Origin of the sequence: Kitasatospora phosalacinea, from assembly GCF_000716545.1 — a bacterium.
In the GTDB taxonomy this organism is placed as follows: domain Bacteria; phylum Actinomycetota; class Actinomycetes; order Streptomycetales; family Streptomycetaceae; genus Kitasatospora; species Kitasatospora phosalacinea.
In genome coordinates this window covers 32,371-54,082 of the sequence record NZ_JNWZ01000036.1, presented here as the reverse complement: position 1 = coordinate 54,082, position 21,712 = coordinate 32,371, and the positions used below count along the sequence as shown (strand labels likewise).

General features: G+C 75.8%; 19 protein-coding genes. 14 read left to right on the top strand and 5 right to left on the bottom strand.

The features are described from left to right. Positions 1-33 precede the first annotated feature (33 nt). From OO48_RS19360 to OO48_RS40720, 4 genes are read left to right on the top strand one after another with little or no spacing between them, the layout of a single operon-like run. Positions 34-294: a phosphopantetheine-binding protein gene (locus OO48_RS19360; protein ID WP_033217921.1), complete on the top strand. Its 261-nt coding sequence runs from the start codon at positions 34-36 to the stop codon at positions 292-294. Beyond that, the gene (locus OO48_RS19355) at positions 291-941 is read left to right on the top strand and encodes a hypothetical protein (protein WP_051732311.1); all 651 of its coding nucleotides are present in this window, start codon (positions 291-293) and stop codon (positions 939-941) included. Before OO48_RS19360 ends, OO48_RS19355 begins: the two co-directional genes overlap by 4 nt. Continuing rightward, complete coding sequence (locus OO48_RS19350) at positions 938-2,029, top strand: alpha-hydroxy acid oxidase (protein ID WP_033217919.1); 1,092 nt, start codon at positions 938-940, stop codon at positions 2,027-2,029. Before OO48_RS19355 ends, OO48_RS19350 begins: the two co-directional genes overlap by 4 nt. Next, positions 2,026-2,727: a 4'-phosphopantetheinyl transferase family protein gene (locus OO48_RS40720; RefSeq protein WP_051732310.1), complete on the top strand. Its 702-nt coding sequence runs from the start codon at positions 2,026-2,028 to the stop codon at positions 2,725-2,727. The genes OO48_RS19350 and OO48_RS40720 overlap by 4 nt, the downstream gene beginning before the upstream one ends. 108 nt (positions 2,728-2,835) lie before the next feature. On the opposite strand, the gene OO48_RS19340 is transcribed toward OO48_RS40720, so the two are convergent. After that, complete coding sequence (locus OO48_RS19340) at positions 2,836-4,311, bottom strand: aldehyde dehydrogenase (NADP(+)) (protein WP_033217917.1); 1,476 nt, start codon at positions 4,309-4,311, stop codon at positions 2,836-2,838. A 173-nt stretch (positions 4,312-4,484) separates the two neighbouring features. Here OO48_RS19340 and OO48_RS19335 point away from each other — a divergent pair, with 173 nt between their 5' ends. From OO48_RS19335 to OO48_RS19325, 3 genes are all read left to right on the top strand, one after another. Then, the gene (locus OO48_RS19335; RefSeq protein ID WP_051732309.1) at positions 4,485-5,282 is read left to right on the top strand and encodes an IclR family transcriptional regulator; all 798 of its coding nucleotides are present in this window, start codon (positions 4,485-4,487) and stop codon (positions 5,280-5,282) included. A gap of 263 nt (positions 5,283-5,545) precedes the next feature. Continuing rightward, positions 5,546-6,865 carry a pectate lyase family protein gene (locus tag OO48_RS19330; RefSeq protein ID WP_033217914.1) on the top strand — a complete coding sequence of 440 codons (1,320 nt, stop codon included), beginning with the start codon at positions 5,546-5,548 and terminating at the stop codon, positions 6,863-6,865. A 136-nt stretch (positions 6,866-7,001) separates the two neighbouring features. Next, the gene (locus OO48_RS19325; RefSeq protein ID WP_033217912.1) at positions 7,002-8,120 is read left to right on the top strand and encodes a pectinesterase family protein; all 1,119 of its coding nucleotides are present in this window, start codon (positions 7,002-7,004) and stop codon (positions 8,118-8,120) included. Positions 8,121-8,127: 7 nt separating this feature from the next. Here OO48_RS19325 and OO48_RS19320 read toward each other — a convergent pair whose 3' ends face one another. Next, entirely contained in the window at positions 8,128-9,264 is a 1,137-nt protein-coding gene (locus OO48_RS19320; RefSeq protein WP_033217910.1) for a hypothetical protein, read from the bottom strand. 69 nt (positions 9,265-9,333) lie between these two features. Continuing rightward, positions 9,334-10,263 (bottom strand): 5-dehydro-4-deoxyglucarate dehydratase, encoded by a 930-nt coding sequence (locus tag OO48_RS19315; protein ID WP_033217908.1) that lies wholly within the window; start codon positions 10,261-10,263, stop codon positions 9,334-9,336. Between the two features lie 212 nt (positions 10,264-10,475). Between OO48_RS19315 and OO48_RS19310 the strand changes: the two genes are divergently transcribed. From OO48_RS19310 to OO48_RS19290, 5 genes are read left to right on the top strand one after another with little or no spacing between them, the layout of a single operon-like run. Then, on the top strand, positions 10,476-11,396 hold the full coding sequence (locus OO48_RS19310) for a carbohydrate ABC transporter permease (RefSeq protein ID WP_425338561.1): 921 nt from the start codon (positions 10,476-10,478) through the stop codon (positions 11,394-11,396). After that, a complete protein-coding gene (locus OO48_RS19305; RefSeq protein WP_033217907.1) occupies positions 11,393-12,280 on the top strand; it encodes a carbohydrate ABC transporter permease in 888 nt (295 codons plus the stop codon). The genes OO48_RS19310 and OO48_RS19305 overlap by 4 nt, the downstream gene beginning before the upstream one ends. A gap of 51 nt (positions 12,281-12,331) precedes the next feature. Beyond that, positions 12,332-13,627, top strand: coding sequence for an ABC transporter substrate-binding protein (locus OO48_RS19300; protein ID WP_033217906.1), 1,296 nt, complete (start codon positions 12,332-12,334; stop codon positions 13,625-13,627). 6 nt (positions 13,628-13,633) lie between these two features. Then, positions 13,634-14,791, top strand: a complete 1,158-nt coding sequence (locus OO48_RS19295) for an enolase C-terminal domain-like protein (RefSeq protein ID WP_033217904.1) — start codon at positions 13,634-13,636, stop codon at positions 14,789-14,791. Then, positions 14,788-15,564 (top strand): NAD-dependent epimerase/dehydratase family protein, encoded by a 777-nt coding sequence (locus OO48_RS19290; protein ID WP_033217903.1) that lies wholly within the window; start codon positions 14,788-14,790, stop codon positions 15,562-15,564. The genes OO48_RS19295 and OO48_RS19290 overlap by 4 nt, the downstream gene beginning before the upstream one ends. 117 nt (positions 15,565-15,681) lie before the next feature. Here the strand turns inward: OO48_RS19290 and OO48_RS19285 are convergent, their stop codons facing one another. Continuing rightward, complete coding sequence (locus OO48_RS19285) at positions 15,682-16,191, bottom strand: hypothetical protein (protein WP_033217901.1); 510 nt, start codon at positions 16,189-16,191, stop codon at positions 15,682-15,684. A 178-nt stretch (positions 16,192-16,369) separates the two neighbouring features. Further along, positions 16,370-17,056: an esterase/lipase family protein gene (locus OO48_RS19280; protein ID WP_033217899.1), complete on the bottom strand. Its 687-nt coding sequence runs from the start codon at positions 17,054-17,056 to the stop codon at positions 16,370-16,372. A gap of 202 nt (positions 17,057-17,258) precedes the next feature. Here OO48_RS19280 and OO48_RS19275 point away from each other — a divergent pair, with 202 nt between their 5' ends. Together OO48_RS19275 and OO48_RS19270 are read left to right on the top strand one after the other, a co-directional pair. Then, positions 17,259-20,081, top strand: coding sequence for a helix-turn-helix transcriptional regulator (locus OO48_RS19275; protein ID WP_033217897.1), 2,823 nt, complete (start codon positions 17,259-17,261; stop codon positions 20,079-20,081). Positions 20,082-20,226: 145 nt separating this feature from the next. Continuing rightward, positions 20,227-21,645: an aldehyde dehydrogenase family protein gene (locus OO48_RS19270; RefSeq protein WP_033217895.1), complete on the top strand. Its 1,419-nt coding sequence runs from the start codon at positions 20,227-20,229 to the stop codon at positions 21,643-21,645. The last annotated feature ends 67 nt before the right edge of the window (positions 21,646-21,712 follow it).

Genomic DNA, 21,712 nt, shown 5'->3' with positions numbered 1-21,712 from the left:
TTCCCCTCCCCTCCGTCCGAAGGACTCACCCCGATGACTTCCCGTGACCAACTGGTCTCCGCCATCTGCGAGTTGCTGCCGGTCGTGCTCAAGCGCGAGGTGACCGGCGCGGACGCCGGCACCGAGCTGCTGGACGCCCTCGGGCTGAACTCCACCACCGGGCTGGAACTCGTCCTGGAACTGGAGGAGCGCCTCGGCCTGGAGATCAGCGTGGAGGACCTCGGCCGGGACGACTTCGCCACCGTCGGCTCGCTGGCCGCGTACGTCGCGGGCCACCTGCTGGCGGACGCGTGAGCGTCCGCGCCCTCCTGCCGCCGGTCCTGCCCGCCGCCGGACCGGGGGCCTGGGGGGTGCGCCGGGCGGCCCGGCTGGTCTTCCCGGAACCGTCCGCGCTGGCCGCCGACCCGGTGCACGCGGCCCGGCTGCGCCGCTACCTGGCCGACCTGCTGTCCCCGTACGGCCTGCCGGCCCCCGCCGGGCTGCCGCCCGGCGGGCAGTCGTACGGGGAGATGGCCGAGGCGCTGGTCCGGGAGGTCGTCCCGGCGGGCGAGGAGGTCGACCTGCTGGTGCTCGCGCACTCCGTCCCGGACCTGGCCCCGGGCCGGGCCACCGCCTGCCGGCTGGCCCACGTCTGCCCGGGCGGCCCGCTGTCCTTCGCCGTCACCGGCCCGGACGGCACGGCCGCGGCCACCGCGCTGCGGCTGCTGACCGCGTACGCGGACACGGCCGGGCTGCGGCGGGCGCTGCTGCTGGTGGTCGAGCAGGACTGGCTGCCGTACGACCCGGGCGTCCCGGTGGCGGTGCCGGAGGTCAGCCGGGGGGTGGCGCTGCTGTTCGGCGACCCGCTGCCGGGCGAGCGCGTCGTCCGGCCGGCCCTCACCGGCCCCGCGCGGCCGGGCACCGGTCCGTGGTGGGAGCTGGCCGCCGAGGTGTCCCGGTGACCGAACCGCTGCGGCTGGCCGACTACCGCGCCCGCGCGTACCGCCGGATCCCGTCCGCCGTCCGCGACTTCGTCGAGGGCGGGGCGGGCGCGGAGCGGGCGCTCGGCGCGAACCGGCGGGCCTTCGGGCGGGTGACGCTGCGGCCCCGGGTGCTGGTCGACGTCTCGGCCCCCGACCCGGCGACGGAGCTGTTCGGCGCCCCGCTGGCCACCCCGGTGGGCGTCGCGCCCACCGCGTACCACCGGCTGCTGCACCCGGACGGGGAGCTGGCCACCGCGCGCGGCGCCGGGCGGGCGGGGGCGCTGTACGTGGTGAGCCTGTTCGCCTCCCGCACGCTGGAGGAGGTCGCGGCCGCGGCGTCCGGGCCGTGCTGGCTGCAGCTGTACTGGCTGCGCCGCCGGGAGGTGCTGGCGGGCCTGGTCGACCGGGCCGCGGCGGCCGGCTACCGGGCGCTGGTGCTGACGGTGGACGCCCCCCGCCTGGGCCGCCGCCACCGGGACGCCCGCAACGGCTTCGCGATCCCGCCGGACGTGCGCGCGGTCAACCTGGACCCGGCGCTGATGGCCTCCGCCCACCGTCCCGGCCCGGGGCGTTCGGCGCTCGCGGTGCACACGGCGGAGGCCGTCGACCCGTCCGTGACCTGGTCCGACCTGGCCTGGCTGCGCGGGCTCAGCCCGCTGCCGCTGGTGCTGAAGGGAGTCCTGACCGGCGAGGACGCCCGGCTGGCGGTCGAGCACGGGGCGGACGCGGTGGTGGTCTCCAACCACGGCGGCCGCCAGCTCGACGCCGCCCCGGCCGCGCTGGACGCGCTCCCGGAGGTGGTGGACGCGGTCGGCGGGGCCTGCCCGGTGCTGTTCGACGGCGGGGTGCGCGGCGGCGCGGACGCCTTCGCGGCCCTGGCGCTCGGCGCGCGGGCGGTCCTGCTGGGCCGCCCCGTCCTGTGGGGCCTGGCGGCCGGCGGCGCGGACGGCGTGGCGGGGGTGCTGGGCCTGGCCACCGAGGAGCTCGCCCACACCATGGCCCTCACCGGCCGCCCGTCGCTCCCCGCCCTGGACCGCTCGGCGGTCCGCCTGGCGGCGCCGCGATGACCTCCCGTCAGGACACCGTCCTGCTCCACCTCGTCCCCGACCCCGGCCCCGGCCTCCCCCTCGCCCCCCTGCTCGCCGACCTCTCCCCCGCCGAGCGGCTGCGCGCCGACACCTGCCGCGACGCCGACACCCGCCGCCGCTACGTCCTGGCCCACGCGGCCCTGCGCCGCCTGCTGGCCGAACGGCTCGGCACCGCCCCCGCCGAACTCCGCTGGCGGCACGGCCCGCACGGCAAACCCGCCCTCCCCGGCGACGGTCCCCGGTTCAACCTCTCCCACTCCGGCGCCTTCGCCCTCGTCGCCCTCTCCCCCGCCCGCCCGGTCGGCGTCGACATCCAACGCGTCCTGCCCCGCACGGACACCGCCGCGCTGGCCGACCGCTACTTCCCGCCCGAGGAGGCCCGCCGCGTCCGCTCCGCCGCCGACCCCGCCGGGTGCTTCGCCCGCCTCTGGGCCGGCAAGGAGGCCCTGGTCAAGGCGCACGGCGGGCGCCTCGTCGAGGGCCTGCGCGTCCCCCTCGAAGACACCCCCGCCCCCGCCCCCGAGGACGCCTGGTCCCTGGCCTACCGCGTCGCCCCCGTCCCCGCCCCGCCCGGCTACCACGCCGCCGTCGCCCTCGCCGGCACCGCCCCGTTCCGCGTCACCGCCCGCCGCTGGGCGTGGCCCCGCGCCGGCTCGTCGGCCGACGGGCACGGGTAGCGCGCCGGGGGCCCTGCGCCCGCTTCCGGCGCCGGGAGGACCGGCCGGGAGGGCCCGCCGGGAGGCTCGATCGCGGAAGCTCGGTCGCGGAGGGTCGGTCGCGGAGGCTCAGTCGCGGAGTTCGGGCGGGAGGAGGTCCTGCGGGGCGTCCTGGTAGGTGACGGGGCGGAGCCAGCGGTGGATGGCGGCGGTGCCGACCGAGGTGGTGGGGGTGGTGGCGGCGGGGTAGGGGCCGCCGTGCTGCATGGCGGGGGTGACGGCGACGCCGGTGGGCCAGGAGTTGAGGACGAGTCGGCCGGCGAGGGGGGTGAGGCGGGCGAGCAGGGCGCGGGTGTCGGCGGGGGGTTCGTCGGGGGCGTGGTGGAGGGTGGCGGTGAGGGTGCCGGGGAGCCGGGTGAGCACGGCGTGCAGGTCGGTGTGGTCGCGGTAGCGGACCAGGACGGTGAGCGGGCCGAAGCACTCCTCCAGGAGGTCCTCGTGGAGGTCGTCGGCGGTGGTGGCGAGGATGCCGGGGCGGACGGCGAGCGGGGCTTCGGGGGTGGGGGCGGGGCCGGGGGCCAGCAGGACCTCGACGCCGGGGAGGGCGGCGCGGTGGGCGGCGCCGGTGAGGTAGCCGTCGCGGATGCGCGGGTCGAGCAGGGGCCCGGCGGGGGCTTGGGCGGCCGCGGCGACGGCGGCCTTCTCGAGGGCGGGGTGGCCGGCGGGGACGAGGACGAGCCCGGGTTTGGTGCAGAACTGGCCCCGGCCGAGGGTGAAGGAGGCGGCGAGGCCGGCGCCGATCTCCTCGGCGCGGGTGGCGGCGGCGCGTTCGGTGACGACGACCGGGTTGAGGCTGCCGAGTTCGCCGTGGAAGGGGATGGGGCGGGGGCGGGCGGCGGCGAGGTCGTGCAGGGCGCGGCCGCCGCGCAGCGAGCCGGTGAAGCCGACGGCGGCGGTGAGCGGGTGCCGGACGAGGGCGGTGCCGGCGGCGAAGCCGTGGACGGTGGCGAGGACGTCGGCGGGCAGGCCGACGCGCTCGGCGGCGCGGCGCAGCAGGCGGGCGCAGAGTTCGCCGGTCCCGGGGTGGCCTGGGTGGGCCTTGACGACGACGGGGCAGCCGGCGGCGAGGGCGCTGGCGGTGTCGCCGCCGGGGACGCTGAAGGCGAGCGGGAAGTTGCCGGCGGCGAAGACGGCGGCGACGCCGAGCGGGGCCTTGGTGCGGCGCAGGTCGGGGCGGCCGGTGGCGGGGTCGGCCCGGTCGATCCGGACGCCGAGGTAGCCGCCGTCCGCGACGGTCTCCGCGAAGGTGCGCAACTGGTGCGTGGTGCGGGCGAGTTCGCCGGTGAGGCGGGTCTCGCCGAGGGCGGTCTCGGCGTCGGCGGCGGCCAGGATCTCGGGGCGGGCGGCGTCGAGGAGGTCGGCGGCGGTGTGCAGCAGGGCGGCCCGGCGGGGGCGGTCGGCGAGCGCGTCGAGGGTGCGGGCGGCGGCGGTGACGGCCCGGTCGACGTCGGCGGGGCCGGCTTCGCGGGCGGGGTGGGCGCGGACGGTCCCGGTGCGCGGGTCGGTGCTGGGGACGGGGGCGCCGGGGCGGGCTTCGGCGGTCATGACGCGGGCCTCCTCGTGGGGTGCCGGGGTCGGGTAGCGTCCGGTAGCGCGGCGGTGTGCGGCCCGCTGTGGAGCCGGACGGTCCACCGACCCTCGATTGTTCAGTATGCTGAACGGCAGTCAACTATTTGAACTTCGCGGGACGATACGCCGCGGGACAGAAGGGGTCAAGGATGCCCTCGCCGACCAACGCCGCCCGGGGCGGCACCAGCCCGGGCGGCGGCGCCCAGGTGAAGTCCGCCGTGCGGACGGTGGAGCTGCTGGAGTACTTCGCGGGCCGGCCGGGGATGCACAGCCTGGCCGAGGTGCAGGAGCAGACCGGCTACCCGAAGTCGAGCCTGTACATGCTGCTGCGCACGCTGGCCGAGCTGGGCTGGGTGGAGACGGACGCCACCGGCACCCGGTACGGCATCGGGGTGCGGGCGCTGCTGGTGGGCAGCTCGTACATCGACGGGGACGCGGTGGTGGCCGCGGCCCGCCCGGCGCTGGACGTGCTGGCGGAGGACACCGGGGAGACCATCCACCTGGCCCGGCTGGACGGGGCGAACGTGGTGTACCTGGCGACCCGTCAGTCCCAGCACAGCCTGCGCCCGTTCACCCGGATCGGGCGCCGGCTGCCCGCGTACTCGACCTCGCACGGCAAGGCGCTGCTGGCGACGCTGGGCGACGAGGCGGTGCGGCGGCTGCTGCCCGAGCGGCTGGAGCCGCTGACCGAGCACACCCACACCGACCGGGAGGAGCTGATCCGGGAACTGGCCGAGGTGCGCGACCGCGGCTACGCGGTGGACCGGGAGGAGAACACGCTGGGGCTGCGCTGCTTCGGCGTGGCGATCCCGTACCGCACCCCGGCCCGGGACGCGGTGTCGGTGTCGGTGCCGGTGGCGCGGCTGACGCCGGGCCGCGAGCAGACGATCCGGGACGCGCTGTTCGACGCCCGGGACCGGCTGACCCTGGCCACCCGCCACCTGTGATCCCGCCGTCCGCGAGCCGCTGACGCGGCGTCATGTACCTTTCGGCGCCCCGCACCCCGCGTGCGGGGCGCCGTCGCGCTCCGGCGCCGGACACCTTGACAGGGTCGCGCGGGGATCCCTAGGTTGCGGACACGGATGCGACCCGCGTTCACGGACATGAACCGGAACGGCGTCCGGCCGCACCGCACCGCGCACCGCGCTGCACGCCGTACCGCACCGCACGCATGCACCCCCACCCGACAAGCTCGACGAGGAGCCCCGTCATGCGTCTGCCCCGCACCGTCCGCACCACCGGACCGCTGTTCGCCGTCGCCGCCCTGTGCGGCTCGCTCGCCTGCGTCCCGCCCGCCCACGCCGCCGACCTCGGCCACTCCGTGCTGGCCGCGAAGGACGGCTGGGCCTCCGCCACCACCGGCACCACCGGGGGGTCGAAGGCGGACGCCGCGCACACCGTCACCGTCTCCACCCGGGCCCAGCTGGTGGCCGCGCTCGGCGGCAAGAACTCGAGCAACGGCTCCAACGCCACCCCCAAGATCGTCTACGTCTCGGGCGTCATCGACCTCAACACCGACGACTCCGGCAAGCACCTGGACTGCTCGGCGTACGCCACCGGCGGCTACTCGCTGCCCGCGTACCTGGCCGCCTACGACCCGAAGACCTGGGGCACCTCGCAGGTGCCCTCCGGCGCCCAGGAGGACGCCCGCGCCGCCTCGCAGAAGAAGCAGGCCGACAAGGTGCAGATCAACGTCGGCGCGAACACCACCATCGTCGGCGTCAACGGCGGCACGCTGCGCGGCGGCGGCCTGGTGGTGAAGAACGTCGACAACGTGATCGTCCGCAACCTGTCCTTCGAGAACGCCGCCGACTGCTTCCCGCAGTGGGACCCGACCGACGGGTCCACCGGCAACTGGAACTCCGAGTACGACGCGATGACGGTCTACGGCGCCACCCACGTCTGGGTCGACCACGACACCTTCTCCGACGGCGCCGTCCCGGACTCCAGCCTGCCGACGTACTTCGGCCGGATCTACGAGGTCCACGACGGCCTGCTGGACGTGGTCAAGGGCGCGGACTACGTCACCGCCTCCTGGAACGTGTTCAAGGACCACGACAAGACCAACCTGATCGGCAACAGCGACAGCGCCTCCGCCACCGACGCGGGCCACCTGCGGGTGACCTTCCACCACAACCTGTGGCAGAACACCGTGCAGCGCGCGCCCCGGGTGCGCTTCGGGCAGGTGGACGCCTACAACAACTACTACGCGCCGACGGCCGGGGACTACGAGTACAGCATCGGGGTCGGCAAGTCCTCGCAGATCGTCGCGCAGAACAACTACTTCGCGCTGCCCTCCGGCGTCACGGCCGCCAAGGTGCTCTACAACTGGGGCGGCACCGCGCTGACCGCGAGCGGCAACTCGGTCAACGGCACCACCGGCGACCTGGTCGGCGCCTGGAACGCCGCCAACCCCGCCAAGCAGCTGGGCACTTCGGCGGGCTGGACGCCCACCCTGCGTACCGGGCTGGACGCGGCGAACACCGTCCCGGCGAAGGTCACGGCGGGCGCCGGGGCCGGTCGGCTCTGACCGCCCCTCCCCCGCGCACCCCGCACCGCACGGGCCCCGGCGACCCTCCGCCGGGGCCCGCGCCGTCCCGCCCGGCACCTGCACCGCCACCGCCGACGCCACCGCCACCGCCACCGCCCGCCAGGAGGAACCCCCCGTGCCCACCCGCCGCACCGTCCTGCTCACCGCCGCCGGGGCCCTGCTCGGCTTCGGTCCCACCGCCGCCCCGGCCGCCGCCGCCCCGTCCCGTCCCGGGCGGTACGGCACGCCCGCCGACCGGCTGGACCCCCGCACGCTGTACGTGGATCCGGCCGGGTCCGGCGACCACCGGACCGTCCAGGACGCCGTGGACGCCACCCCGGCCAACGCGGACCCGGCCACCGGCTGGACGCTGGTCCTGGCGGCCGGCACCTACCGGGCGCCGGTGCGCGTCCCGGCCGACCGCCGGTACCTGACCGTCCTCGGTGCGACCGGCCGCGCCGAGGACGTGGTCGTGGTGCACGACAACGCGGCGGGCACCCCGAAGCCCGGCGGCGGCACGTACGGCACCACCGGCAGCGCCACCTTCACCGTGCTGGCCGACGGCTTCACGGCCGCGGACACGACCTTCGCCAACGACTGGCTGCGCGCCGACCACCCGGGCTGGACCGGCACCCAGGCGGTGGCCGTGAAGGCCGTCGGCGACCGGACGGCCTTCCTGCGCTGCCGCCTGCTGGGGCACCAGGACACGCTGTACGCGGACTCGGCGGACCTGGCGTCCTTCGCCCGGCAGTACTACGGCCGCTGCTACGTGGAGGGCGACGTGGACTTCGTGTTCGGGCGGGCCACCGCCGTCCTGGACCGGTGCGAGCTGCGCACGCTGGCGCGCACCGACCTGGACTCCGTCCCGCAGGGCTTCGTCTTCGCCCCGAGCACCGCCCGGGCGAACCCGCGCGGCTTCCTGGCCACCCGGTGCGCCTTCACCAGCACCGCCCCGGCCGGTGCCTTCCGGCTGGCGCGGCCGTGGGTGCCGAGCAGCGACCCCACCGCCCGGCCGATGCTGACGGTGCGCCGGTCGCACCTGGGCGCGGGCATCGACGTGGCGGAGCCGTACGCGGACATGTCGGCCGCCCACCCGTGGCAGTCGCAGCGCTTCGCCGAGTACGCGAACACCGGGCCGGGCGCGCGGGTGCCGGTGCCGGCGAACCGGCCGCAGCTGAGTGCCGGGGAGGCCGCCGCGCACACCGCGGAGGCGTACCTGACGGGCGCCGACGGCTGGCGCCCGTGGGAGTGCTGACGTGGGGTCAGCCGGTCTCCGGGCGCAGCAGCCGCCGGACGGCGGCCAGGTCGGCGTCGGAGGCCAACCCGGCGTGGTAGAGCCGCAGTTCGTCGGCGCCCTCGACGTCCTGCGGCGGGTCGCCGCCGAGGGCGGCGACCACGGACCGGTTGGCGGCGAGCACGGTGCCCGGGCGGCGGTGCGGGGCGGCGAGCGGCAGCAGCCGGTGCGGGAGGACCAGGCCGTCGGCCAGGTCGAGCAGCCGGTCGGCCTCGACGCCGGGGTTGGGGCCGCTGCGGTGCGGGACGGGGTCGGCGTGCAGCAGGATCCGGAAGCCGGGCGGGGCGGCGGCGCGGACGGCGGCGACCGCGGCGGACTGCAGGCGGTGGGCGGCGGCCAGCCGGTGGGCGCGGGCGGTGGCGGCGAGGCCGGCGCCCAGCAGGCGTTCGATCCGGGCCCACTCCCCGGGCAGGTCGGGCTCGGGGGCGCCGCGCCACAGCGGTTCCAGGGCGGCCCGGGCCGCGGCGCGCAGGGCGGCGGCGTCGGGGCCGTAGCCGGTGCGGCAGGCGGGGCAGAAGCACAGCGACATCAGGAACTGTCCGGCGGGGCCGAGCGGCACGCCGCCGATCTTGTCGTGGGCGTGCAGGTGGGCGAGGCCGTACCAGCCGCAGGACTCCAGTTCGGTGCCGGCGGCGCCGGGCCGGACGGCGGCCTCGGCGGCGAGGTCGGCGCAGTACTCGACGACCTCGTCCTGGGCGACGCACAGCGCCCAGGGGTAGGGCTCGCCGTAGGCGTTGCGCACGGTGCAGCGCGGGTTCTCCCGCCCCAGGCGGGAGTTGTGGGCGAGCACCACCCAGGAGTGCACCTCCAGGCCGGCCGCGGCGAGGGCGGCGGCGGCCTCGCCGAACGGGTCGTCGCCGGCCAGCCAGTGCTGGGCGTACGGGCGCAGCGCGCGGCCGCGCCAGCGGGCGGGGTCGGCCGGGTAGTAGGCGGCGGAGTGCGGGGCGGTGACGATCCGGCGGGCGGGGTGGCGGGGGGTCAGCGCCCGGGTGGAGTGGTAGGCGGCGGCGAGGACGGCCCCGCGCAGGCCGAGTCCGGCCAGCAGTTCGGGGGCGGCGACGTCGCCGACGACGTCCCACGGGTAGAGGAAGGCGGAGGCGCGCACGGGGTCTCCTGGCGGTCGGCGCGGGGCTGCCCGGCCGGGGGCGGTCCGGCCGGGCGGCGGGCGGGCGGGTCAGATCAGGGTGCGGCCGTGGGCGACGAGCCCGGCGAGCGCGTCGACGTGTTCGGGGGCGGGTTCGGCGAGCGGGGCGCGGACGGTGCCGACGTCGAGCCCGCCGAGCCGGACGCCGGCCTTGACCAGCGAGATCGCGTAGCCGCGGCCCTGGTTGCGCAGTTCGACCAGGGGGCGGAAGAAGCCGTCGAGCAGGCGGTTGACGAGGGCGTCGTCGCCGCCGTTGACGGCCTTGTGGAAGGCGAGGGCGAGGTCGGGGGCGAAGCAGAAGACTGCGGAGGAGTAGAGGGTGACGCCGAGGCCGCGGTAGGCGAGTCCGGTGAGTTCGGCGGTGGGCAGGCCGTTGAAGTAGCGGAAGTCCAGGCCGGGGTGGGTGGTGCGGACGGCGCTGATGACGCGCTGGAGCAGGTCGAGGTCGCCGATGCCGTCCTTGAGTCCGATGACGTTGTCGAGGGCGGCGAGGGCGGCGACGGTGTCGGGTTCGAGGACGGCGTTGTCGCGGGCGTAGACGATGACACCGAGGTCGGTGGCCCGGGCGAGGTCGGTGTAGTGCCGCAGCAGGCCCTGCTGGGAGGGCTTGACCAGGTAGGGGGGCAGGGCGAGGACGCCGTCGGCGCCGGCCCGTTCGGCGCGGCGCAGGAACTCCAGGGCGAGCGCGGTGCCGTGGCCGACGCCGGCGACGACGGGGACGGCGCCGGCGGTCTCCTCGACGGCGGCGGCGACGACGGCCTGGTACTCGTCGAGGTCGAGGGCGTGGTACTCGCCGGTGCCGCAGGCGGCGAACACGGCTCCGGCGCCGGCGTCCAGGCGGGCCCGGACGTGGGTGCGGAAGGCGGCGAGGTCGAGGCCGCCGTCGGGGGTGAAGGCGGTGACGGGGAAGAACAGCAGGCCGTCGAGGCGGTGGCGCAGGCGGTCGGGCGTGTCGGGCATGGGGGTCTCCTGACGGGGCGGCGGGACGGCGGGCGGGTTCGGCGCACGGCGGGCGCCACACCAGCGTTATACATCATTCTGATCGCAGTACACATCCATGAACAGAGAATCAGAATCCTTGCTCGCACAAAGGGTTGACGCCCCCTCAAGCCCTCCCTAGTGTGTCCACGCATGTGAACGGCGTCCATGAATGTAGAGGAGGTGGGCTGCCTGTGGCGCTCGCCGGTCCATCCCCAACCCGTGCCCGCACCCGCCGGGCACTCACCCCGTACGTCCTGATCTCCCCGACCGTGCTGCTGCTGATCGGCTTCCTGCTGGTGCCGCTCGGCAGCGTCGGCTACTACGCCCTGCAGCACCGGGTGGTGAACGAGCCGTACGACGACGCCTTCGTCGGGCTGGAGAACTTCCGCCGGATGCTGGGCGACGAGCAGTTCTGGCACAGCCTGCTGTTCTCGGCGAAGTGGGTGGCCGCCGAGGTCGGGCTGCAACTGCTGCTGGGCCTGGCCCTGGCGCTGATCGTGAACGAGACCTTCGTCGGCCGGGCGGTGGCCCGGGCGCTGGTGTTCTCGCCCTGGGCGGTGTCCGGGGTGCTGACCACCGGGATCTGGCTGCTGCTGTACAACCCCGCCACCGGCGTCTTCCACCAGCTGTCCGAGCTCGGCGTCGGCGACCCGGCGACCTCGGTGCTGGGCGACCCGGACACCGTGTTCCCGGCCGTGGTGGTGGCCGAACTCTGGCGCGGCGTCCCGTTCTTCGCCATCCTCATCCTCGCCGACCTGCAGTCCGTCCCGAAGGACCTGTACGAGGCGGCGTCGATCGACGGCGCGGGCCGGCTGCGCAGCTTCTGGCACGTGACGCTCCCCCACCTGCGGGACGCGATCGTGCTGGCCACCCTGCTGCGCGCGGTGTGGGAGTTCAACAACGTCGACCTGCTGTACACCCTGACCAACGGCGGCCCGGCCGGGGCGACCACCGGCCTGCCGCTGTACGTGGCCCAACTGGCCCGCAAGTCCTACGACTTCGGCTACGGGTCGGCGCTCACCACGGCGGCCTTCGTGCTGCTGCTGTTCTGCTCGGTGCTGTACCTGCGGCTGAGCCGCTTCGAGGGCCGGGGCGAGGGGGTGCGCCGATGACCACCGACGCCCCCCTGCTGCCCGCCGCCCGCCGGAGGGCAGCCCGCTCCGCCGGGCGCGCCGCCGCCGCCCGCTCCGGCACCGGCCGCCTGCTGCGGCTGTTCCTGCCGCTGGGCCTGTACCTGGTCTTCACCCTGGTGCCGTTCTACTGGATGCTGCTGTTCGCGCTGCGCCCGGCCGGCTCGACCGCGCTGCTGCCCTGGCCGGTGACCTTCGAGCACTTCGACACGGTGTGGAACGGCATGGGCTTCCGCACCTACTTCACCAACAGCGTGCTGATCGCCGCGCTCACCCTGGTGTCGGTGACCTGCTTCGCCCTGATGGGCGGGTACGCGCTGGCCAGGTTCGCCTTCCGGGGCCGGCGGGCGTTCATGCTGGGCCTGCTGTGCACCCAGTTCGTGCCCGGCGCGATGATGCTGATCCCGCTGTTCAACGTCTTCCAGCTGCTGCACCTGATCGACACCCGGTGGAGCCTGGTGATCGCCGAGACGGTGTTCCAGCTGCCGCTGGCGATGATCCTGATGAGCGGCTTCGTGAAGAACGTGCCGGTGGAGCTGGAGGAGTCGGCGATGGTGGACGGCTGCGGCCGGCTGCGCGCCTTCCTCGCCGTGGTGCTGCCGCTGCTGCGTCCCGGCATCGTCGCGGTCGGCTCGTTCGCCTTCATCGGCAGCTGGAACAACTTCCTGTTCGCGCTGATGTTCCTCAACGACCCGGAGCTGCAGACCGTCCCGGTGGGCCTGCAGACCACCATCGGCGAGAACACCGTGGACTTCGGCGCGCTGGCCGCGGGCGGCGTGGTCGCCGCGGTGCCGGTGGTGCTGGTGTTCGCCTTCGTGCAGAAGTACCTCGTCCAGGGCATGAGCGCCGGCGCCGTCAAGGGCTGAGCGCCGCGCCCCGCAAGCTCCCCCACCCCGTCACAGACAGGACTCCCACCCATGGCCCGTCCCCTGCGCACCGCCGCCGCGGCGCTCGCCGCGCTCGGCCTGCTGACCGCCTGTTCCTCGGGCGGCTCCGCCGGCGACTCCGCGAAGAAGACCGTGATCACCTTCTGGGACAACAACGCCGGTCCCGCCCGCACCCCGCTGTTCCAGCACCTGATCGACGAGTTCGAGAAGGCCCACCCGGAGATCGAGGTCAAGTACGTCGGGGTGACCAGCGCCGAGGTCGCCGAGAAGTACAACACCGCGATCGCCTCCCACTCCACCCCCGACGTCGGCGGCGTCACCACCGCCCTGCTGGCCTCGCTCACCGCGCAGAAGGCGCTCGTCCAGCTGGACGACCGCCTCGCCGCGAGCCCGCTGAACGGGAAGCTGTCGGCGGCGATGCTGGAGACCTCGAAGGCCGCGGCCGGCGGCAAGGGCCTCTACCAGCTGCCGTCCTCCGGCAACCAGGACGTGATCTGGTACCGGGCGGACAGGTTCAAGGAGGCCGGGGTGGACGTCCCGAAGACCTGGGACGAGCTGTTCGCGGCCGCGGCGAAGCTGACCGACAAGTCGAAGAACCAGTACGGCTTCACCATCCGCGGCGGCGCCGGCTCCGGCTTCCAGGTGCTCGCCGAGGCGTACGCCTACTCCGGGCTGACCGGGGTGTTCGACGCGAGCGGCAGGTCCACCGTCGACGATCCGAAGAACGTCGAGCTGATCGCGAAGATCGCCGCCCAGTACAAGAACACCACCCCGGAGGCCGACGTCTCCAACGCCTACCCGCAGATGCTGGCCCAGTTCCAGGCCGGCCAGGTGATGATGGTGCACCACAACCTGGGCTCCACCAAGGACGTGAAGAGCGCGCTGGGCGACAAGGCGGCCGGCATGCTGCTGCCCGCCGGGCCGGGCGGCACCGCGACGCTGGCCAACCCGGTCGACGGCTTCGGGGTGTTCAAGGGCTCCAAGCACCAGGACGCCGCCTGGACCTTCCTGGAGTACCTCGACTCGCACGAGGCCAACTCGTACTGGAACGAGAACGCCGGCCAGATCCCCGCCAACACCGAGGCGTACGCGGACGACTGGTACCTCCGGTCCGGCATCACCAAGCAGGCCGGCGACGCGCTGAACAGCGGGAAGCTGGTGCAACCGCCGGTCTACCTGCCGCAGTACTCGAAGATCACCAAGACCGAGGCGGAGCCGAACTTCCAGAAGGTGCTGCTGGGCCGGATGACGCCCGCGGACTTCGCCAAGACGGTGGCCGACGCCCTCACCAAGGCGCAGGCCGACTACCGGGCGAAGAACGGCTGACCGGCGATGGCTGCCGTCGAATCGGTCGAGGTGTCCTTCTTCACCACCCTCGCCCGCACCGCCGTCGACCCGCACGGCCACCGGCACCCCGCCGAGCCGCACGAGGTCCGCGAGGCCCTGCTGACCGTCACCGACGCCGACGGCGTCGCCGGGCGGGTGCTGGTGCAGCCCGACCACCTGCGCCCGCACGTGCTGGAGAAGTACGTCCGGCCCGCGCTGCTGGGGCAGGAGGCGCTGGAGCGCGAGCGGCTGTGGACGTCGCTGGCCCGGCGCCAGCGCGGCGCGGGCGGCGCCCTGACCGACCGGGCGCTGTGCTTCGTCGACCTGGCGCTGTGGGACCTCGCGGGGCAGCGGCTGGGCCAGCCGGTGTGGCGGCTGCTCGGCGGCGCCCGCCGGGAGGTGCCCGCCTACGCCTCCACCATGTGCGGCGACGAGACGCCCGGCGGGCTGGCCACCCCCGCCGACTACGCCGAGTTCGCGGTGCGGCTGGTCGAGCAGGGCTACCGGGCGATCAAGCTGCACACCTGGATGCCGCCGGTGGCGGGCGCGCCCAGCGTGGCGATGGACGTCGCGGCCTGCGCGGCGGTGCGCGAGGCGGTCGGCCCGGACGTCGAACTGATGCTGGACGCCAACCACTGGTACTCGCGCACCGAGGCGCTGCGGCTGGGCCGGGAGTTGCAGGAGCTGGGGTTCTACTGGCTGGAGGAGCCGATGGAGGAGGCGTCGGTCTCCTCCTACCGGTGGCTGGCCGAGCAGCTGGACATCCCGGTGATCGGCCCGGAGACCTCCTGGGGCAAGAACTTCACCCGCGCCGAGTGGGCGGCCTCCGGCGCCTGCGACATCCTGCGCACCGGCACCACCGACGTCGGCGGCATCACCCCGGCGGTGCGCACCCTGCACCTGGCCGAGGCGTTCAACCTGGACTGCGAGGTGCACGGCAACGGCTCCGGCAACCTCGCCCTGCTCGGCGCCACCACCAACGCCCGCTGGTACGAACGCGGACTGCTGCACCCGCTGGTCGACTTCGACCTGCTGCCGCCGCACCTGAACTCGGCCGTCGACGCGATCGACGGGCACGGTGTGGTGCGCTTCCCCGAACGCCCGGGCCTGGGCGACGATTTCGACCTCGACTACATCAAGTCCCACACCGTGGAGGTGTCGTGACCCTCGTCCTGCTCACCGGCGCGGCCGGCGGCATGGGTACCCTGCTGCGCGAGCTGCTGCCCCCGTACGGCTACCGGCTGCGCCTGGCCGACCTCAAGCCCGTGGCGGGCGAACCCGACGCGCTGACCTTCGACCTGGCCGACGCCGACGCCGTCCGCGAGGCGGTGCGCGGCGTGGACGCGGTGATCCACCTCGGCGGGATCTCCCTGGAGGACACCTTCGCCAACATCGCGCGCAGCAACATCGAGGGCACCTACCACCTGTACGAGGCGGCCCGGACCGAGGGCGTGCGCCGGGTGCTGTTCGCCAGCTCGAACCACGCGGTGGGCTTCACCCCGCTGGACGGCGAGCTGCCGGTGCGCGCCGACATCGCGCCCCGGCCGGACACCTACTACGGCGTGTCCAAGGCCTTCGGCGAGTCCCTGGCCTCGCTGTACGCCGACAAGTACGGCGTGGAGACGGTCTCGCTGCGGATCGGCTCCTGCTTCCCCGAGCCGCGCTCGCCCCGGATGCTCTCCACCTGGCTCAGCCCCGCCGACTGCGCCCGCCTGATGCACGCCGCCCTCACCGCGCCGGACGTCGGCCACACCGTGGTCAACGCGATCAGCGCCAACACCCGCGCCTGGTGGGACCTGGGCCCGGCCCGCGCGCTCGGCTACGAACCGCAGGACGACGCCGAGGCGTACGCCGAACGGATCCTCGCCGAGCACGGCGAACTGGACCCGGACAGCGCGGACGCCCGGCTGATCGGCGGCCCCTTCACGACCCTGTAGGCACCACTTCGACCTCGACGCGCTCGCGAACCGGGTCCACCGCGGCGATCCGTCCCCCGACCCCCTGCCCGGGGGCCGGATCGGTGCGCCGGCGGGCCCGTTCGAGGGTGGTGGTGGTCAACGCGCTTCCCAGCGGGAGCCGGGGCCGATCCCCAGCGTGCGGCGGGAGGGCAGCCGCAGCACCCAGTCGGGGCCGCTGTCCGGGGTGTGGCAGGTGGTGGGGAAGATGCTGAGCCGGTGGTCGCCGAACTCGATCAGGGCGTCCCAGCCGGGTTCGGTGATCCGGACGTCGGTGATCTCGCGGCCGACCAGCACCCGCAGGTCGGCGGCCAGCTTCGGAACGGCGTCGCCGGAGGCGGCGGCCGGCACGGACTCCCCGGGGCCGGTGCGGTCCAGCCGCCAGGCGGGGCTGCCGAGGGTCAGCCAGCGGTAGGCGAGCCCGTTCCGGCCGCTGGGCCGGCGGTACGTCAGGGCGAGCAGCAGTGCGAACCGGCCGGTGCTCTCGCTGGGCAGGTGCAGTGAGGTCACCCTCCCGCCGTGCAGCACCGCCAGTTGCCGCCGCAGGGCGGGGAGGTCCGTGGAGGCGTCGGGGCACAGCTCGGGGGCGGGGTCGGTCCGGGTCGTCACCGGGCCCAGTCTCCGCGCCGGGCCCGGTCCCGTCCAACCGTTATCGGCGTGCCGCGTCCGGGGGTTGACGCCGGACCGGCCGGGGCACGGGTCCGGGTCACCGGGAGGGCCGCGGTGACGCCGGGGCCGGGGCCGAGGAGCGGGCCCCGGCCCCGGCGGCCGGTGACCGGGGCGGCGGTCAGCTGGTGAGGAAGCGCTCGACGGCCCGGAGGGTGGGGATGTCGGCCAGGAAGCCGAGGTGGGTCTGGCAGGGGACGAGGTTGTTGGCGGCGCCGTCGAGCCGGGTGCTGGTGTAGGGGACGATGACTCCGTCGCAGGGCGAGTACCAGGTGGCGTACTTCGTGTCGCCGGGGGTCTCGTCGCCCGCGTTGAGCGTGGCCAGGAACAGGGAGCCGGGGAACATCTCCACGCAGGACGGGTTCACCAGGCAGGCGCCGGCGGCGGTGGTGCCGTGGTTCGCGCCCGCGATGGAGGCGAGGTGGCGGACGTAGGGCTGGCCGCCGAGCCTCTTGACGTACCAGTCGCTGACCAGGCCGCCCATGGAGTGGTTGACGATGTCGACCTGGTGCGCGCCGGTGGAGGCGAGGACCTGGCGCACGTAGGCGGCCAGGCCGGCGGCGCTGACGGCGTTGGACTGCGACCAGTCGTACTGGTAGGCGAACAGGTCGCCGGAGGAGTAGCCGTCGGCCGCGAACAGGGCTTCCGCGGCGGCCCAGTTGGAGGCGTTGCCGACGAATCCGTGGACGAAGACCACGGGGGTGCGGGTACTGGTCGTGGCCGCGTGGGCGGCGCTGGCGGACATGCCGGGCACGGTGAGCACCACGGCCGTGAGGGCGGCGAGCAGAGCGGTACGCAGGCGTCGCACAGGTGGATCCTCTCTCCCTGCCCCCGGACGGGGGACGGATGGCAGGAGTGTGCGCGTGCCCGGCCCGCTGCGGACCGGTGGAACCACCGGTCCTGCGCACAGCCCGGCGGTGCCGCCCGCCCCCGCCGGAGCGGTCGACGGCGGTTGACGAACGTGCGTCAACTCCCTTCCGCTCCCCGCCCTCCCCCCGCACACTGCGGTCATGGACAGCGACAGCACCACGGCCGCCCGTACGCCGGTCCGCCTGCACGGCCGCGCCGAGGAGCAGCGGAGGCTGCACGACGTGCTCGCGCGGCTGCGCACGGGGCGGGGCGCCGCCGTCGTGGTGACGGGCGAGCCCGGCAGCGGGCGGTCGGCGCTGCTGGACGACGCCGCGCGTTCGGCGAGCGGGTGCGCCGTGCGCCGCGTCGGGGGTGTCGGGTCGGAGGCCGCGGTGCCGTGGGCGTGGTGCCAGCGCTTGCTGCTGCGGCTGGCCGAGGACGTCCCGGTGCCCCCGGCCGGGGACACGGCCGGGGACACCGGCGGGGACACGGGCGGGGACACCGGCGGGGACACGGGCGTCCTGGCGGAAGTCCTGGCGGGCCGGTGCCCGCCGGAGGCGGTCCTCGCGGTGGCCTCGGCGCTGCGCGCCGCGCTGGCGGCCTCCCGCGCCGGGCGCCCGCTGCTGCTGTGCGTGGACGACGCGCACCACCTGGACCGCGTGTCGCTGCAGGTGATCGGCCTGCTCGCCCGCCGCGTGCGCGGTCTGCGGGTCGGCCTGCTGCTGAGCGCGGTCACCGGGCACCCGGCCCTCGCGGCCCTGGACGGGATCGACACGCTGTGGCTGCCGCCGCTGGACGACGCCGCGGCCCGCCTGCTGCTGGCGGACGCGGCGCCCGCGCGGCCGCCGGACCGCCGCTGTCCGGCGGCCGAGGCCGAGGCGCCGGCCCTCGCGGCCGGCAATCCGCTGGCGCTGACCGAACTGGCGGCCGCCGCCCGCGCCGACGGCCGGCGCGGCCCGCTCGTCCTGCCCCCGGGCAGCAGGTGGCGGGCCGGTTGCGGCCGACGGTTCCGCCAACTGCCGGACGACGCCCGGGCCGTGGTCGCCACCGTCCTCGTCGGCGGCCCGCTCGCCCCGGACGTGCTGCGCACCGCCGCCCGCCGGGCGGGGTGGGACCCGGGCGCCGTCGACACGGCCCTGGCGGGCGGGCTGGTCGCGGTGGCCGACGACGGCACGACGGCCGTACCGGGCCGGCTGCTGCGCCAGGTGCTGCGCGCCGAGGTCCCGCTGGCCGACCAGCACGCCGCGCACCGCCTCATGTCCGGCGTCCTCGACCCCGGACGGTTCGGGCCGCGCCGGGCGCTGCACCGGCTGGCCTGCGGCACGGGGCCGGCCGAGCGGGCCGCCGCGGACCTGGAGCGGGCAGCCGACCGCGCCGACCACCGTACGGCCGGCGCGGTGCTGGAGGACGCGGCCGACTTCGCGCCGGGGCCGGGGCTGCGGGAGCGGTGGCTGACGCTGGCGGCCCGGCACGCCTTCCTGGCCGGCGAGGGCGACCGCAGCCGGGCCCTGCTGCACCGGGTGCCGCCGGACGGCGTGCCGGCGGGGACGCGGGCGGTGCGGAGCCTGGCCGAGGGGGAACTGCTGCTGCGCGACGGCGCGCCCTCCGAGGCGTACCGCGCCCTCTCCCTGGCGGCCGGTCTGTTCCCGGACGACTGCCGCGAGTCGGCGGCCCGCGCGCTGATGCTGGCCGGTGAGGCCGCCTTCCTCGCCGGCGACTTCGCCGGGTACTTCGCGCTGGCGCGGCGGGCGCGCCCCCCGGGGCGTGCCGACGACGCCCCCGCCGCGCACCTGGTCGCCGACCACTTCGCGGGGATGACGGCCACCTTCGAGGGCCGGTACGGGGAGGCGGGCCGGCTGCTGCGGAACGTGATGCGGCTGGCCGGGGGCACCGACGATCCGTACTGCGCCCTGTGGGCCGCGCAGGCCGCGTACACCCTGGGCGACGCCGCCCGCGCCCACTCCTTCGCCGCGGCCTCGGCCGACTCGGCCCGCAGCCGGGGCGAGGCCGCCCTGGTGCCCGCCGCGCTCGTCTACCAGGCCCTGGCCGCGCTGCTGACCGACCGCTGCGCGGCGGCCGAGGAGGCGGCCCTGGACGGGCTGCGGCTGGCCCGCCGGACGGGACAGCGCAACCTCGCCGTGGACCACCTCGCCGTGCTCGCCCTGGTGTCGGCGCTGCGGGGCGACGGGGAGGACGCGGCGGCCAGGCTGCGGTCCGTCACCCGGCAGGTGTCCGCCTGGGGGCTGGGCCGACCGGCCGCGTTCGGCCGCTGGGCGTCCGCCTGCGCCGACCTCGCGGACGACCGGCCCGCCGACGCGCTGGCCCGGCTCGCGGGCATGTCCGACGACGCCGCCGGCCGCCAGACCAACCTGGTCATCCGTCAACTGGCCACCCCGCACTTCGTGGAGGCGGCGGTGCGCTGCGACCGGCGCGCCAACGCGGCCGAAGCGCTGCGGGGCTACCACGCCTGGGCGGCGAGCGGGACGAGCGCCGCCCGCCTCGCCCTGGCCCACCGCTGCCACGCGCTGCTGGAGCGCGACGACGCGGCGGCCGACGAGCAGTTCCGGCACGCCGCGCTGCTCCACCAGCGGGACGGTGCCGTACTGGAGTTGGCCAAGACCGAGCTGTTCCACGCCCACCGGCTGCGGCGCGCCCGCAAGCCGGGTCCGGCCCGCGAGCTGCTGCAGGAGGCGGTGCAGATCTTCCAGCGGTTCGACGCCGTCTCCTGGACCAGGCGGGCCGCCGCCGAGCTCCGCGCCACCGGCGCCCGGACGCGGTCCCCCGGCGCCCCCGGGGGCGGGGCGGCCGCGGAACTGACCCCGCAGCAGACGCGGATCTGCGAGCTGGTGGCCCGGGGCGCCACGAACCAGGAGGTCGCCGACGCCCTGGTGCTCAGCGTCCGCACCGTCGAGTACCACCTGAGGAACGTCTTCACCCGGCTCGGCGTGCGTTCCCGCGTCGAACTCGCCGCCTGCTTCCGGTAGTCGATGCGCACGTCGGCGAGCACGGGGAGGGTGGCACCGCCGGCCCCCCGCCGTGCCGTCCTGCGCGGGCCCCTTGCACCGGCCGCCCCTCCCCGAGTTAACTACCACTGCTAGTTTATGGGGATCGGACGCCGAGGAGCACCGGATGGAGCACTACGCGGACCAGTACATCGGGGGCCGCTGGCGGCCCGCCGCCGGGCCGGACACCATCGTGGTGCTCGACCCGGCGACCGAGCGGCCGATCGCCGCCGTCCCCGCGGGCACCGCCGCCGAGGTGGACGCGGCGGTGGCGGCCGCCCGCGCCGCCGCCCCCGGCTGGGCCGCGAGCACCCGCGAGGAGCGGCTCGCCGCGCTGACCCGGCTGCGCGACGGCCTGGCCGCCCGTCGGGCGGAGATCGCCGCGACCGTCACCGCCGAACTCGGCGCTCCGGCGCGCTTCGCCGACGCGGTCCAGGCCGGCACCCCGATCGCGGTGGCCTCGGCCTTCCTGGACGTCCTCGCCGACCACGCCTTCGAGGAGAAGGTCGGCAACTCCACCGTCCACGCGGAGGCCGCCGGGGTGGTCGCCGCGATCACCCCGTGGAACTACCCGCTGCACCAGATCGTCGCCAAGGTCGTCCCGGCCCTCGCGGCGGGGTGCACGGTGGTGCTCAAACCGTCCGAGGAGACCCCGCTGACCGCCCGGCTGTTCGCCCGGGTCGTCGACGCGTCCGGCCTGCCGCCGGGCGTGTTCAACCTGGTCACCGGCCTCGGCACGGTGGTCGGTGCGGCGCTCGCCGCCCACCCCGGCGTGGACGTCGTCTCCTTCACCGGTTCCAGCGCCGTGGGCCGCCTGATCGGGGAGAGCGCCGGACGCGGCCTCAAGAAGCTCTCCCTGGAACTCGGCGGCAAGTCCGCCTGCGTCGTCCTGCCCGGCGCCGACCTGGCCCGCGCGGTCAACGTCACCCTCGCCAACGTCTTCGCCAACTCCGGCCAGACCTGCACCGCCTGGACCAGGCTGCTGGTCCACCGCGAGCAGTACGAGGAGGCCCTGACGATCGCCGCCGCCTCCGCCGCGAGGTACGTCCCCGGCGACCCGTCCGATCCGGCCACCCGGGTCGGCCCGCTGGTCAGCGCCCGCCAGCGCGAGCGCGTCCAGGAGTACCTCGCGGGCGCCCTCGCCGACGGCGCCCGCCTGGTGGCCGGCGGCCCGGGCGCCCCCGAGGGGCTGGACCGCGGCTACTACGTCCGCCCCACCGTCCTCGCCGACCTGGCCCCGGACGCCCGCGCGGTGCGGGAGGAGATCTTCGGCCCGGTGCTGGTGGTCCTGCCCTACGACGACGAGGAGCACGCCCTCGCCCTCGCCAACGGCACCGAGTACGGGCTGGCCGGTGCCGTCTGGGCGGCCGACGACGAGACCGCCGCCGCCTTCGCCCGCCGGATGGAGACCGGCCAGGTCGACATCAACGGCGGTCGCTTCAACCCGCTCGCCCCCTTCGGCGGCCGCAAGAGCTCCGGCGTGGGCCGCGAGCTCGGCCGGCACGGCCTGGAGGAGTTCCTCCAGACCAAGTCGCTCCAGTTCTGACCCCCCGCGGCCTGCGCGCGCCGTCCGCGCCGCGGGCCTCCGCCGGTCTCCGGAGTCCGGCGGGAAC

Coding starts and splice junctions, on each gene's coding strand:
- OO48_RS19360 (WP_033217921.1), top strand. CDS start 34: ATGACTTCCCGTGACCAACTGGTCTCCGCCATCTGCGAGTTGCTGCCG.
- OO48_RS40720 (WP_051732310.1), top strand. CDS start 2,026: ATGACCTCCCGTCAGGACACCGTCCTGCTCCACCTCGTCCCCGACCCC.
- OO48_RS19340 (WP_033217917.1), bottom strand. CDS start 4,311: ATGACCGCCGAAGCCCGCCCCGGCGCCCCCGTCCCCAGCACCGACCCG.
- OO48_RS19335 (WP_051732309.1), top strand. CDS start 4,485: ATGCCCTCGCCGACCAACGCCGCCCGGGGCGGCACCAGCCCGGGCGGC.
- OO48_RS19330 (WP_033217914.1), top strand. CDS start 5,546: ATGCGTCTGCCCCGCACCGTCCGCACCACCGGACCGCTGTTCGCCGTC.
- OO48_RS19315 (WP_033217908.1), bottom strand. CDS start 10,263: ATGCCCGACACGCCCGACCGCCTGCGCCACCGCCTCGACGGCCTGCTG.
- OO48_RS19305 (WP_033217907.1), top strand. CDS start 11,393: ATGACCACCGACGCCCCCCTGCTGCCCGCCGCCCGCCGGAGGGCAGCC.
- OO48_RS19300 (WP_033217906.1), top strand. CDS start 12,332: ATGGCCCGTCCCCTGCGCACCGCCGCCGCGGCGCTCGCCGCGCTCGGC.
- OO48_RS19295 (WP_033217904.1), top strand. CDS start 13,634: ATGGCTGCCGTCGAATCGGTCGAGGTGTCCTTCTTCACCACCCTCGCC.
- OO48_RS19275 (WP_033217897.1), top strand. CDS start 17,259: ATGGACAGCGACAGCACCACGGCCGCCCGTACGCCGGTCCGCCTGCAC.
- OO48_RS19270 (WP_033217895.1), top strand. CDS start 20,227: ATGGAGCACTACGCGGACCAGTACATCGGGGGCCGCTGGCGGCCCGCC.